This is a genomic window from Acuticoccus mangrovi, from assembly GCF_016411865.1.
Lineage (GTDB): Bacteria > Pseudomonadota > Alphaproteobacteria > Rhizobiales > Amorphaceae > Acuticoccus > Acuticoccus mangrovi.
The window spans coordinates 27,000-40,138 of the sequence record NZ_JAEKJA010000031.1 but is presented as its reverse complement, the minus strand read 5'-3'; the positions used below and the strand labels follow the sequence as shown (position 1 = coordinate 40,138).

10 protein-coding genes are annotated in these 13,139 nt (G+C 67.4%); 5 read left to right on the top strand and 5 right to left on the bottom strand.

The features are described 5' to 3' along the window. Positions 1–23 precede the first annotated feature (23 nt). The gene (locus JCR33_RS22865; protein WP_198884463.1) at positions 24–1,274 is read right to left on the bottom strand and encodes a cytochrome P450; all 1,251 of its coding nucleotides are present in this window, start codon (positions 1,272–1,274) and stop codon (positions 24–26) included. Continuing rightward, complete coding sequence (locus tag JCR33_RS25605; RefSeq protein ID WP_198884462.1) at positions 1,271–2,518, bottom strand: cytochrome P450; 1,248 nt, start codon at positions 2,516–2,518, stop codon at positions 1,271–1,273. The genes JCR33_RS22865 and JCR33_RS25605 overlap by 4 nt, the downstream gene beginning before the upstream one ends. A 152-nt stretch (positions 2,519–2,670) precedes the next feature. Here JCR33_RS25605 and JCR33_RS22855 point away from each other — a divergent pair, with 152 nt between their 5' ends. Both JCR33_RS22855 and JCR33_RS22850 read left to right on the top strand, forming a co-directional pair. Then, entirely contained in the window at positions 2,671–3,807 is a 1,137-nt protein-coding gene (locus tag JCR33_RS22855; protein ID WP_198884461.1) for an aromatic ring-hydroxylating oxygenase subunit alpha, read from the top strand. A 48-nt stretch (positions 3,808–3,855) separates the two neighbouring features. Next, complete coding sequence (locus JCR33_RS22850) at positions 3,856–4,086, top strand: MbtH family protein (protein WP_198884460.1); 231 nt, start codon at positions 3,856–3,858, stop codon at positions 4,084–4,086. On the opposite strand, the gene JCR33_RS22845 is transcribed toward JCR33_RS22850, so the two are convergent. Beyond that, positions 4,083–4,877 (bottom strand): 4'-phosphopantetheinyl transferase family protein, encoded by a 795-nt coding sequence (locus tag JCR33_RS22845; protein ID WP_198884459.1) that lies wholly within the window; start codon positions 4,875–4,877, stop codon positions 4,083–4,085. The genes JCR33_RS22850 and JCR33_RS22845 overlap by 4 nt on opposite strands. A 201-nt stretch (positions 4,878–5,078) precedes the next feature. On the opposite strand from JCR33_RS22845, the gene JCR33_RS22840 reads away from it, so the two are divergent. The 3 genes from JCR33_RS22840 to JCR33_RS22830 all read left to right on the top strand — a co-directional run bounded on the left by JCR33_RS22840 (position 5,079) and on the right by JCR33_RS22830 (position 11,103). Continuing rightward, positions 5,079–6,917, top strand: coding sequence for a type II toxin-antitoxin system HipA family toxin (locus tag JCR33_RS22840; RefSeq protein WP_332461254.1), 1,839 nt, complete (start codon positions 5,079–5,081; stop codon positions 6,915–6,917). A gap of 182 nt (positions 6,918–7,099) precedes the next feature. Further along, positions 7,100–9,133: a hydantoinase/oxoprolinase family protein gene (locus tag JCR33_RS22835; protein WP_198884458.1), complete on the top strand. Its 2,034-nt coding sequence runs from the start codon at positions 7,100–7,102 to the stop codon at positions 9,131–9,133. Between the two features lie 5 nt (positions 9,134–9,138). Continuing rightward, positions 9,139–11,103, top strand: coding sequence for a hydantoinase B/oxoprolinase family protein (locus tag JCR33_RS22830; RefSeq protein WP_198884457.1), 1,965 nt, complete (start codon positions 9,139–9,141; stop codon positions 11,101–11,103). A gap of 45 nt (positions 11,104–11,148) precedes the next feature. On the opposite strand, the gene JCR33_RS22825 is transcribed toward JCR33_RS22830, so the two are convergent. Continuing rightward, complete coding sequence (locus tag JCR33_RS22825; RefSeq protein WP_232372780.1) at positions 11,149–12,183, bottom strand: ABC transporter ATP-binding protein; 1,035 nt, start codon at positions 12,181–12,183, stop codon at positions 11,149–11,151. After that, on the bottom strand, positions 12,149–13,105 hold the full coding sequence (locus JCR33_RS22820) for an ABC transporter ATP-binding protein (RefSeq protein WP_232372779.1): 957 nt from the start codon (positions 13,103–13,105) through the stop codon (positions 12,149–12,151). Before JCR33_RS22820 ends, JCR33_RS22825 begins: the two co-directional genes overlap by 35 nt. Positions 13,106–13,139 lie beyond the last annotated feature (34 nt).

Genomic DNA, 13,139 nt, shown 5'->3' with positions numbered 1-13,139 from the left:
TTCCCAAAGCCGATGCAATCTCGTCACCGCTCGACAACGACCATCACGCGCCGGTAGTTGGACGAGAAGTTGGAGGCCAGCCTTTCCGGTGGTGCACAGAGGCGGATGCGACGGAAACGCGGTAGGATTTCTTCCCAGAGCAAGCGCAATTCCATGTCGGCCACGCGACGGCCAAGGCAGCGATGAACGCCTGAGCCAAAGCCCGCGTGGCGTTGCGCATTGGGCCGGTCGACGCGGAAGACGTCGCCGTCCTCGAACACCGCCTCGTCGCGGTTGGCCGACCAGTACCAGAGCACGACCTTGTCGCCCTTCCGGATCGCCTTGCCGCGTAGATCGACATCGCGGCTCGCGGTTCGCCGCATGTGGATGATCGGAGACTGCCAGCGGACGATCTCCGCCGCCGCGTTGGGGATGAGCGACGGCGCGGCGCGCAGCTGCTCCCACGCCTGCGGGAAACGGTCGAAGGCGACGACGCCGCCCGAGAGCGCGCCGCGCGCCGCCTCGTTGGCCCCGGCGATCATGGTCACGGTGCCGATCAGATGCTTGGGATCCTGCGGCATGGTGCAGGTGGCGGGCGCGTTGGCGAGCGCCGAGACGATGTCGTGCCCGCACCCGCCCGCCCGCGCGCGCCACATCTCCATGATGCGCGCCAGATAGACATCGAGGATCGCCGCCCGTTGATCCCAGCTCTCGACCAGCCCGCCGGGTTCCGGGCCGGTCACCAGCACTTCGGCCCAATAGGGCAGCAGGTGGCGCTCGTCGCGGGGAAAGTCGAACAGCGCGGCGACCATCCGCGTCGTCAACTCGACCGAGACCCGCTCCACCCAATCGAAGGGCTCGCCCACCGGCAGCCCATCGAGGATCTGCCCGATCTCGCGCCGGATGTCGTCTTCCAGCGCGTTGACGCGACGGGTGCCGAGCGCGGGCGCCACGGCGGCGCGCTCGGCGGTGTGCTCGGGCGGATCGGCGGTGGCGAAGGCCGGCGCATCGAACTCGGGGGGAACGTCGTTGATGATGACGTTCCCGGCCGACGAGAAGTCCTCAAAATTCCGCTCGACCGCGATGAGATCCGCATAGCGCGTGATCGACCAGTAGGGTCCGTAGACGCTCTCGGAGCACCAGTGGACCGGATCGTCGCGCCGCAGACGCGCGAAATAGGGCCCGACCGTCTCGGTCTGAAAGCGCTCCCCCACGCTGACGTCGATCTGCGCGAGCGGCAGGCGGTCGGCCTCGTGCCTTGCCTGGACCAGCAGGACGTCCGGATCACCGCTCATGGTGCGGTGGTCGCCGTATCCCATCGCAGGTGGCAGGTGACCACCGTACCGAGCACACCGCCCTGCATACGCGTCGGCCGGTCGGGATCAAGCGTGAACTGCGGAATCCGGGCCAGCCACTCTTCCAGCATGATGACGATTTCCGCCTCGGCCAGCTGCGCGCCGGGACAGCGGTGGACGCCGTTGCCATATGTCGAATGGGGGGCGGCGGGCCGGTCGAGGTCCACGCGCAGCGGGTCGGGGAAGATCGCGGGATCCAGTCCGTGCAACGGCGGCATCACCACCATGTCCCCGGCCTTCAGCGTGACGCCGTCGAGAACCTGATCCGCGCGCACCAGCCTCGCCTTGGTCATGATGGCGAAGCGCCGGGTCATCTCGCGCACCGCCGCCGGCAACAGCGCCGGGTCGGCGACGAGCGTGTCGCGCAGCGCATCGTCGCGGGCGAGATGCCGCATCATCATCGCAAAGAGCGACACGACGGTGTCGAGACCGCCGGTCAGCAGAGCGGTCGCGACATCGACGGCCTCGTCGTCATCGATCGGCCGCCCGTCGATCCTGCCCGCGAGCAGCTCGCTGATGATGTCGTCTCCCGGCATCGCCCGCCGTTCCGCGATCAGCGCCCGCAGGAAAGCCGCGAAGCGGTCCATCACCGGCTCAGCGAGATCGGTCCCCTCGTCCGCGAGCAGGTGGGCGGCATAGCCCGGTAACGCGTCCATGCGCGCGGCTTCGATGCCCGCGAGCCCCGCGAACAGCGCGAAGGGGAGCGCCGCCGCATAGTCCGCGACGACGTCGCAGGCGCCTCGCGAGCGGACGGCGTCGGCGACGCGCGCGGCCAGCGCCCGCACGATCGGCGCCGAACGCCGCACGGTGCGGCTCGACAGCAGGCTGGTCAGAAGACGCCGATAGGGCTGGTGTCCGGGCGGGTCGAGGGTCGTGGGTCGCAGCGGATACAACTCGCCCCACTTGCGAGGAACGAGCGTGATCCGGGAAGAGAAATGCGCATGATCGGCATAGACGTGGGCAATATCCGCGCCCCCCAGCACGACCCAGTGCCCGCCGTTGCGCGGCGTCCAGATCACCCGCGCCGGCGCGCTGTCGGCCACCTCGATCCAGGCTTGGAGAAAATCGTCGTCGGATCCCGGCAGGCGATAGATGTCGAGATCAACCATCCGCTCCGCCGGCACGTGGCCGGGTCGCGCCACGGCGACGTCACCGACGGGCAGGTCGATCTCATCCGCAATCACGCAGGGCAGCCCCGATCCCAGGACACGGTCGTTGAATTCGATTTTCCTTTTTGAATATTCAAGCTTACTGTTTCCAAGAGTGATGAAGGCTTGCTCGGACGACTATGTTTCAGGAGGCACGACGCGCGCAAGCTCGATCCCTTCGCCAACGCTTGGTCGCGCATATCGCGGCTGGCGGCACCACGGATTTCGCGCCGACCGTTCTGCGTCTACCCGCGCACTACTATACTGATCCGGCACACTGGGCGGCCGAGCGCCAGGCGTTGTTCGAGGAGCGGCCTCTCATCGCCTGTCTGAGCCAGGACATCCCGCTTCCCGGCGACCGGACGGTCTTCGAGGTCGCCGGCCATTCGGTGCTGATCCTGCGGGACGACGACGGGCAGGTGCGTGCCTTTCGCAATCGCTGCGCTCATCGCTCCGCGCAGCTCGTGAGGTCCGGGGACGGCCCGCGGGCGAGACGCGGCCGGCGTGTCGTCTGTCCGTTCCACGGCTGGAGCTACGATCTGTCCGGTCGCCTCGCGAACGTCCCCGGCCGAGCGGGCTTTGATCCGCAGACGCTCGAACACTGCCGGCTGTCGCCCGTCGCCGTGGCGGAGAGCGATGGTCTCGTCTTCGTGCGGCTGCGGGGCGACGAGCCGCTCGACCTAGCGGGTCATCTGCGCGGCTTCGCCCCGGTTCTCGCCACCCTCGAGCTCGCTGAGATGGTGCCGGTCCAGACGAGCCGCCTCGATGCACGCACCAACTGGAAGATCGCCATCGACACGTATGCGGAGAGCTATCACTTTGGCGTGCTGCATGCCCGATCCATCGGCGACGCCTACATCTCCGACATGGCCGCGTTCGACGATCATGGCGCGCACTGGATACTGACGTTCGCGGAGCGGGCGCTCGCCGATCTCCTCGGCACGCCCGAGGAGGAGTGGCCGGCGGCGCGGCATGCGGGCACCTACTTCATCTTCCCCAACACCGTTCTGGTCGCCGGCGACATCGGGCCCTCCGAGCGCTTCGTGCGCATGTTCCGCATCTTTCCCGGCGAGACGCCGGGCGAAATGGTCTGCCTCTTCTCGGTCCACATCGCGGGTCTTTCGGCCGAGCACTACCATGCTAGATTTGGCGCGATCGACGACAGCAAGAGCGACGTGACGCTCGAGGACTACGATGTCGCCGAAGGCATCTGGTCCAATCTGGCAATCGACGGGGAGAAACCCGATCTGATCGTGGGACGCAACGAACCGGCCGTGCAGGCCTTCCACCGGGCCATCCTCGACGTGGTCGGCCTGCCCGTCTGACACGCGGCACCAACATATTCGCCGGCTTGAAGAAGGAGCGTATGACCGATGACCAACCCCTTCGACGACGAGGAAGGTGAGTTCCTCATTCTGATCAACGACGAGGGCCAGCACTCGCTGTGGCCCGCCCAGTTTGACGTGCCGGGCGGATGGCAAGCGGTCGGACCGCGCGGCAAACGGCAGACATGCATGGCGTGGATCGACGAGAACTGGGGCGACATGCGGCCCCTCAGCCTGGTGCGCGAAATGGATGCATCGGCGAAGGAGCGCGCGGGCTAGCGAAGCCCCTTGGGGGCCTCTCCCCATCCCAGCGTGCCAAAGCTCCAGCGATCACACGGCCCCCAGGGCTCGTCCACCCGGGTCAGCGCCGGGCGGCCGTGCGCGGAGAAGGCGAAGGATTGCAGCCCTTGCGCGATACCTTCGCCGGTCGCCTTGATGAACGCCTCGCCCAGGGTCCAAAAGCGGAAGAACAGCGCGACCCTCTCCCTATCCGTCTCGACCGTTCTGAGGTCATCGCGCATCTCGCGCGCGAATTGCATGTCGGCAACGTCCATCAGATCGGGAAATCCGCGCACGGCCTCGACATCGATCCCGATACGGGAACGCCCGATCGCGACGGCGACCAGCTCTCTGGCGTGGCTGATGCTGATGTGGAGCTCTCCTGCCATCGCCCCATGACGCTGCGGATCGAGCGAGGGTTTTCCCCGCTCGTCGCGGATCAGGAATATGTCCTGCGCGGAACAATCGAGGCGTTGGCTCAGCAATATTCGTAGCGCCGCACGGGCTGCGGCGACACTCCATCGGTCCTTCTCGCTGCGCAGGCGGCGAATGTGCAACCGATCCGCTTCCGGAAGCACGGACAGCAGGGACGAGAGTGCGCCGTCGGCGGGAACGCCAAACCAGAGGGTCGGTGCCCCCGGCTCGGTCACTGTGCCACCACCGAAGAGCGAGTGGAGAATGACCGGCTGATCCGCGCCCCCCTCCAGCGCCCAGGCCGCCGCATGAGGGCCAATTGTGTCGCGGGGCCGGTAGAGTGTCCTCAAAGGAAGATCAGACAGCGACGCGGACAACGACATTGCTCCAGAACGCCGATGTCATAACGAACCGAGTGCAGCGAGGCTAGAAGACGCCGCGGATGGGGTGGCCACCTTCCCCCGGCGGCTGTTCGCACGGTGGTCGACCGATCGGCCGGGCATCGGCTTTCGCGGCGAACTGGAAGGCGGGACGAGGTCATACCACCTTGAGCGCATCGATCTGCGGGAGAATTCGGCGTGCCCCTCCACCTCGTCGGCGAAAATATCGACAGGACCCGCAGCCACGACAGGGCGGAGACGGGCGAGCTCGTGCAGCTCATGCCCGGGGTGTACGTCGATGCGAGCGACAATGCCGATGCGATCGTGCTGAGGTATGCCGTCCGGATCGCGAAATACCTCTACCCCCGCGCCTATCTCTCGGCCGCCAGTGCCGTCCTGCTCGGGCCGACCCGGGAGGGAAAGCTCTATATCTGCGCTCGCCGCAATCAGCGCACGCGGCTGCGCTCGCTCGAAATCGTCCAGAACGTCGCTCCCTCTCGTGCCTCCGTCACGTCCGTCTCGATCGACGACGGCATGGGGGAATTCCGCATCGGCGTGGCGTCGATGCGTCAGCGTTTCCTCGAAGCCTTCCGGCTGGGGAGCGAGCACGCCGCCTCGATCGACGACGCCATGCGCGACAGCATGGTCTCACGTCTGATCGAGGAATATGGCGACGCCCAGAGTGCGGCGGACGCCCTGTGGGCGCTCGCCGGCGAAAACCAGTGGCGCCGCGAGGGCGAGCTCGCCACCCGCCATCTGCTCCATCGACCGGCGATCACGATCGCCGGTCGGAGCGAAGCCGCGTTCGACCTGACCGTCGCCTGGCACGGGCGACCGGTCGGCGATCTCAGCCATGACGGACGTGAATGGCGATGGACGCCGGCCGCCGACGGTGGCCCATCGCTGATCCGCCAGACGATGCCGGGCAAGCTGCCCCCTTTCATTCTCTCTCTCCTGCCCGAAGGCTGGCTGGAGTCGGTGCTGAAGGATCGCGACGAGCGTGCCCTGCTGCGCTCGGGCAAGCGCTACACGTCCAACATCACCGTCGTCGAGCGAGGCCGCGAGCTCGCCGATCTGCCGGCGGACGTCCTCGTGACACGACTGGCCGATTTCTCCGACGCCGGCGTCTTCACCGGCCGCTATGCCGGTCCCGGCCGTGGCGAGGTCGAGGCCGGCTTCGAGCGCAATCTGGCGGCGCTGTTCGCTCGGGCGGAGACGCCGCGCCTCGCCGGCGTGCAGATCAAGGCACCCATGTCTCTCGATGCCGACGGCACGCTGTCCCCGAGCATCGACAAACCGTTCACACACATCCTGAAGCCGGCCGGCCCGAGCGGCCTCGAGGCCCTGCCCGTCGTCGAGTGGCAGGCGCTCGCGCTCGGTGCCGCAGCCGGCCTCGCGGCGCCTGCCACGGCCCTCGTGCCGATGCCGGATGACATGCCGCCGGCGCTACTCGTCGAGCGCTTCGACATTCGCATGAGCGGGACGGACACGCGCATGCTGGCGCTCGAGGACTTCACCTCGGTGCTCGGCGTGCCGACGGACGCCAAATATGACGGCACCATGGAGCGGATCGCCCGTGCGCTGCGACCGCTGTCGACGGTGCCGAACGACGATGTGCTGCTGCTGCTGAAGCGGGCGCTGTTCGCGTGGCTGATCGCGGACGGCGACATGCATCTGAAGAACCTCGCGCTCCTGGAGGTCGCGGGGGCCGGCGGCGACCACTTCGCCGTCCGGATGGCGCCGCTCTACGACGCCGTGACGACGCGGGTGTTTCCAGGGCTCGAGCGGGATCGGATGGCGCTGAAGATCAACGGCAAGGACGACCGGCTGCGGCGTGCGGACTTCCGGACGTTCGCGGCAACGGCCGGCGTTCGGGCATCCGACGCCGATGCGGCGATCGACGGCCTCCTCGCCGGACTGCGGCATGGCCTGGAAAAGGTCGAGGTTCCCGCGGCCCTGTCCGCCGGTGCGCCGACGCTCGAGACCATCGCGAGGATGCGGGAGCTGATTGCCGGGCGGCTGGATCGTTTCACGTAGCGTGCGCGGTCTGTCGTCGGCCATCGACCCCTGTGCCCTCCAGGCGCCCCGCGACCATATCCGTGCCGGGTCATGAAAATGGCACGCTGACATAACTTCCAGTTTTGTCCTCTGGCCCACAAGATATTGGCGGCCTCCTGCGTCACCTGCCACTTCATGGAGAGGTTCAGGAGGCCGGTCGCATGGGGTATCGCGTTGGGGTCGACGTCGGAGGATCCTTCACGGATTTCGCGGTGTTCAACGAAGCCGACGCGACCATTTCCACACTCAAGGTCCTGTCCCGCCCCGATGCTCCGGGTGAAGAGATCTCGGCCGGCCTCGACGCGCTGCACCAGCGCCACGGCATCGCCGCGGAGGATATAAGCTACTTCACGCATGGAACGACCGCCGGCGTGAATGCGGTGATCCAGCGCAAGGGATGCGACATCGCCCTCTTCACCACGCGCAATTTCGAGGATGTTCTTCAGATCGCGCGTCTGAAGATCCCGCAGATCCACAACCTCTACTCGACGCGCCCCGAGCCGTTGGTCGCGCGCGAGCGGGTGTTCGGCATCGACGAACGCATCGACGCGTCGGGTGCCGTTCTGAAGACCCCCTCGCTCGAGGACGTCGCCGCCGCGACGAGGGCAGCGCAGGCCGCCGGCTGCACCGGCATCGTCGTCTGCTTCCTGCACTCCTATCGCAACCCACAGAACGAGGCCGCGGTGAAGGCGATGATCGCCGAGACGGCGCCCGACCTCGCCGTGTTCTCCTCGGCTGAAACCTGGCCCATCATCCGGGAGTACGAACGCGCCATCACGGCCGTGATCTCGGGCTACGTGCAGCCGACTGTCGTCCACTACCTCAACCGGTTCGAGGCGGTTCTGCGCGAGAAGGGCGTCACCTGCCCGCTCCACATCACCAAGACGAACGGCGGCGTCATGGGCATGGAGCAGGCCAAGACGGCGTGCGTGCAGATGATTCTGTCGGGCACGGCGTCCGGCGTCATCGGCGCGGGCTACGTTGCCAAGACGTGCGGATTTCCAAACATCCTCAGCCTCGATATCGGGGGCACCTCGGCCGATGCCGCCGTCATCATCGATGGCGAGGCCCAATACGGCGTCGGCGAACTGATCGGCGACTTTCAGATCCATGTGCCGTCGGTCTCGGTATCGTCCATCGGGCAGGGCGGCGGGTCGGTCGCCTGGGTGGACGCCCTCGGGGTGCTGAAGGTGGGGCCCGACAGCGCCGGCTCCAATCCCGGCCCGGTGTCCTATGGGCGCGGCGGCACCCGGCCGACGATCACCGACGCGGTCGCGGCCTCGAACCTGATCGGACACACGGCGCTCGGCTACGGCGCGGTGACGGTGGATCATGACGCGGCGCGCTCGGCCATCGCGCCGCTGGCGGACAGGCTCGGCATCTCCATCGAAGAGACCGTGGCCAACATCATCGAGATCTCGGTCTCTTCGATGTACGCGGAAATTTCCGGCCTCGCCTCGCGCTTCGGCATCGATCCACGCGAGTTCCACCTGTTCGCGTTCGGCGGCGCCGGCCCGATGCTGGCGTGCTTCCTGGCGCGCGAACTCCACATGAAGGGCGTCGTGGTGCCGCTCACGCCGGGTGTCGTCTCGGCGCTCGGCGGCGTCATCGCAGACCTGAAGAACGATTTCGTCCGGACCCTCTACGTCGACGTCACCGAGGCCGGGGTCGCGGAGCTGGCGACCCATCTGGAGGGCCTCAAAGCCGTTGCCCTCGACTGGCTCTACGCCCAACAGGGCTACGACGGCGAAGCGCAGCTGACGCTCTCGGCCGATATGCGCTACCTCGGCCAGTCCTACGAGATCGAGACCCTCCTCGACCCCGCCGCGTTGACGCCGCAGAGCGTCTCGGCCGCCTTCCATGCCGAACATCGGCGCCTCTACGGGCATGCCGAGAAGGATGCGGCGGTCCAGCTCGTGAACCTCCGGCTGGTCGTCTCGGGTGCGACGGCGAAGCCGCGCATCCGCGAGCTTCCGCCGGCGGAAGGCCCGGTGCGGCCGATGAAGCACGTCACCGCTTTCTTCGACGCCAAGGCGCACGACGTTCCCGTCTACGCCCGCGCCGACCTGCGCCCCGGCCATCGTCTCTCCTCGCCCGCGATCATCGGGCAGGACGACACGACCACGGTCATTCCGCCGCGCTTCGATGTGGTGGTGGACCGTTTCGGCAATCTCGTCATCACGTCGGAGGACTAAGAGGAATGGCGGTCGACCAGCGCAACCTTTCGGTGTTGGCCAATTTCTGCGGCGCCGCCGCCGACGCGATGGCCTATACGCTGATGCGCACGGCTCACTCCGCTTTCATCAAGGAAACGGAGGACTTTTCCTGCCAGATCGTGACGAAGGACGGTCTGTCCTTCGCGAGCCCCAATCACTTCGGGGCGCCGTGGTATTCCGGCATCGACTACGCCCCGCTCCTGAAGATGTTCGAGCACTACGAAGAGGGCGACGTCTGCATCACCAACGATCCCTACGCCGGCTACGTCGCGACGCATTCGCCTGACATCCACATCTGGAAGCCCATCTTCCACGACGGCAAGATCGCCTGCTTCGTGGTGGGGCACATCCACAACACCGACGTCGGCGGCGCGGTGCCGGCCTCGCTGTCCCGCACCCTGAGCGAGATCTACCAGGAGGGCATCCGCATCCCGCCGGTGAAACTGGTGAAGAACGGCGTGCTGGATGAGTTCGTGGTGCGCACGATCCGCACCAACGTTCGCATGCCCGACCAGAATTGGGGTGATCTCAACGCTCAGCTCGCCTCGATCCATATCGGCGAGCGCAAGATGCAGGAAATCATCCGGCGCTTCGGCTTCGACGATTTCATGGAAGGCGTCGAGCAGATCCTCGACTATTCGGAGGCGCAAGCGCGGGCGATCCTCAGCCGCGTGCCCGATGGTGAATATTTCTTCGCCGACTACGCGGACGAGGATGCCGTGGGCGGGAAGCCATGCCGGATCGCGCTGACGGTGCGGATCAAGGGCGACGAGGTAGAGCTCGACTATACCGGCTCCGACCCGCAGGTGAGCTCTTCGCTCAACATGCCCACCGGTGGCCACGAGCGCCATCCGCTCGTCATGGTCGGGTTGACCTACGTGCTGTTCACGCTCGACAACACGATCTGGCTCAACGCCGGCACGCTGCGCCCCGCGCGGGCGATCCTTCCGGAAGGGTCGATCGTCAACTGCCAGCCTCCCGCAGCGGTCGGTTTGCGCTCCCTGACGTGCGCGATGACGCAGATCGTCACGGTCGGCGCGTTCGTCCAGGCGCTTCCCGAGCTCATCCCCGCCTCCTCTCCCGGCGGCAACGCCATCATGAATGTGAAGACCTCGGCGCGAAACGGGAAGCCGATCATGGCGTCGATCGGCCCCGTCGGCGGCGGTGGCGGCGGTACGCCCTTCGGCGACGGCTCCGACGGAGCGGGCGGCGCCACCGGCTTCCTGCGCAACACGCCGGTCGAGATCACCGAGGCCGAGGTGCCGATCCGCTTCCTGCGCTACGGCCTCGCGCCCGACAGCGGTGCACCGGGCAAATATCGCGGCGGGCTGTCGGCGGTGATGGAGTTCGAAGTGTCCGCGCCGGAGACCGTCGTCACGGCGCGCAACCGGAACCGCTCCATTCTTCAGGGTTGGGGCGTCATGGGCGGCCGCGCGGGGATCCTGTCGCAGTTCGTGCACAATCCGGGCACCGCCGACGAGGTCCAGCTCCACAACACGGACCTCGTCAATTGCCGTCCGGGCGATGTCATCCGCGTCGTCGGCCCCGGTGCCGGCGGATGGGGTGATCCTTTCACCCGCGACGCGGACCTCGTCCTGCGCGACGTCAAACGCGGCTACCTGTCGACCGCGCGCGCCAAAGCCGACTACGGCGTGGTCATCTGCAACGGACGGATCGACAAGGCGGCGAGCGAGGCTCTGCGCTCGGCCCGGGCGTCGACGGACCATGGCCCGTTCGACTATGGCGAGGAACGCCGCGCCTTCGAGCGAATCTGGACGCGCGAGCGCTTCGACCTTCTGACCGACTTCCTCGCCGCGATGCCGGTGGGATGGCGCTTCTTCCTGAAGCATCGCATCTTCGAGATGGTCGAAGAGCTGCCCGAAACGCACGATACCGCCACCGCCATGGCCGGGATCTTCGACCAGCTGCGCCGCCGCTACGCCCTGTAGCGACGCACCACCCGGCCCCGCCCGACAGGCATCAGGCGGACGCCTCTACCCGAGCGGCCCCGATGCGCCTGCAGCCGCGAACGCCGGAGGCGTGTTCAAGTGGCAGGCGGAAAAATGGCCGGGCTCGATCGCGAGAAGCGGCGGCTGCACCACCCGGCAGACGTCCATCGCGTGCGGACAGCGGGGATGGAAATGGCAGCCGGAGGGCGGCGAGAGCGGTGACGGGATCTCGCCGGACACCGGGTGGAACGTGCGCCGTTGCTGCTCGATGTCGGGAACGGAGGCGATCAGCGCTTCGGTATAGGGATGCAGCGGCTTGGCGAACAACGCCTTGGTCGGCGCGCTCTCCACGATCCGTCCCAGATACATGATCGCGATGCGATGGCTGAGGCGCTCGACCACCGGAAGGTCATGGCTGATGAACAGGTAGCTGCAGCCCGTCTCGTCATAGAGATCGAGGAAGAGATTGAGCACCTGCGCCTGGATCGACACGTCGAGCGCCGAAACCGGCTCGTCGCACACCAGCAGCTTCGGCGAGGCCGCCAGAGCCCGCGCGATGACCACGCGCTGACACTGGCCGCCCGAGAGCTCGTGCGGCCGCCGGTCCTTGAGGCTCGCGGGCAGCCCGACGCTGTCCATCAGTCGATGCACGAAGGCATCGGCCGGACCGGTCAACAGGCCGTGCACCACCGCCGGCTCCAGGATGGCATCCTTGACGGTCCGCCGCGGGTTCAACGCCGCAACCGCATTCTGGAAGATGATCTGCGGTCCGAGCGACCGCGCCTTGCCGCGGGGCGGCCCCGGCCGCGCCGCCTCGTTCAGTATGATGTGTCCGGAGGTGGGACGCTCCAATCCCACGACGAGGCGACCGAGCGTCGACTTGCCGCTTCCCGACTCGCCGACGAGGCCGACGATCTCGCGCTCGCCGACCGTCAGCGCAACCCCGTCCAGCGCGCGCACCTGCGATCCGAGGCCAAAGCCGAACAGACCGCCGGAGCCGCCATAGATCTTCGACACGTCTTGCACGTCGAGAAGTGGCGCCGCGTTAGACATGCGACAGCCTCCCCTCTCGCGCAGCATACGGATGGTGGCACCGCACCTCATGCCCCGGCGCGCCGGTGGCGGCCGCGGTCAGTGCGGGGAACACGGTGCAGGCGTCGTCCGCCCGCGGACAGCGCGGGGCGAAGCGGCAGCCCACGGCCTCCTCACTCACGGCCGGGGTGTAGGTGCCGGGGATCTGCGACAGGCGCGAGGCGCCCTGGTTGCGGCTCGGAACCGAGTTGAGCAGACCGACCGTGTAGGGGCTCGACGGCCGCCTCAGCACCACGTCGGTCGGCCCCCGCTCGACGATGCTGCCGGCGTACATCACCGCCACGCTGTCGGCGATATTGGCGACCACGGCGAGATCGTGGGTCACCCAGATCAGTGCCGTTCCGCGCGCGGCGACCAGCGCCTGCATCTCGGCGAGGATCTGCGCCTGGATGGTCACGTCGAGCCCGGTGGTCGGCTCGTCGGCGATGATGAGATCGGGATCGTTGAGGAGGGCGATCGCGATACACACCCGCTGGCGCATGCCTCCCGAGAGCTGGTGGGGATAGGCCGAGAGGCGCTCGCCGGGCGAAGGTATCCCCACGCGGCCGAGCATGTCCCGGCTCCTGCGCCAGGCCTCCGACCGACTGACGGACCGGTGCGCCCGGATCGCGTCGATCATTTGCTGGCCGATCCGCAACGTCGGATGCAGCGCGGTCATCGGATCCTGAAAGATGATCGAGACCCGGTCGCCCCGGATGGCGTTCATTTGCCGCTCGGGCAAACCGCGAAGGTCCTTGCCGTGGAGCCGTATCGTTCCGTCGACGATGTGCCCCGGCGGGTCGACGAGCCCCATGATGGAATAGCCGGTGACCGACTTGCCGCTGCCGGATTCGCCGACGAGGCCCATCACCTCGCCCCGCCCGATCGAAAAGCTGACATCGTTCACCGCGCAGAGGCGCGATCGGCCCATGTGGAATTCGGTCCGGAGTCCCTTCACCTCGAGA

Bases quoted from the DNA above. Each gene is read 5' to 3' on its own strand.
- JCR33_RS22865 (WP_198884463.1), bottom strand. From the start codon at position 1,274: ATGAGCGGTGATCCGGACGTCCTGCTGGTCCAGGCAAGGCACGAGGCC.
- JCR33_RS22850 (WP_198884460.1), top strand. From the start codon at position 3,856: ATGACCAACCCCTTCGACGACGAGGAAGGTGAGTTCCTCATTCTGATC.
- JCR33_RS22835 (WP_198884458.1), top strand. From the start codon at position 7,100: ATGGGGTATCGCGTTGGGGTCGACGTCGGAGGATCCTTCACGGATTTC.
- JCR33_RS22830 (WP_198884457.1), top strand. From the start codon at position 9,139: ATGGCGGTCGACCAGCGCAACCTTTCGGTGTTGGCCAATTTCTGCGGC.
- JCR33_RS22825 (WP_232372780.1), bottom strand. From the start codon at position 12,183: ATGCTGCGCGAGAGGGGAGGCTGTCGCATGTCTAACGCGGCGCCACTT.
- JCR33_RS22820 (WP_232372779.1), bottom strand. From the start codon at position 13,105: ATGGGCCGATCGCGCCTCTGCGCGGTGAACGATGTCAGCTTTTCGATC.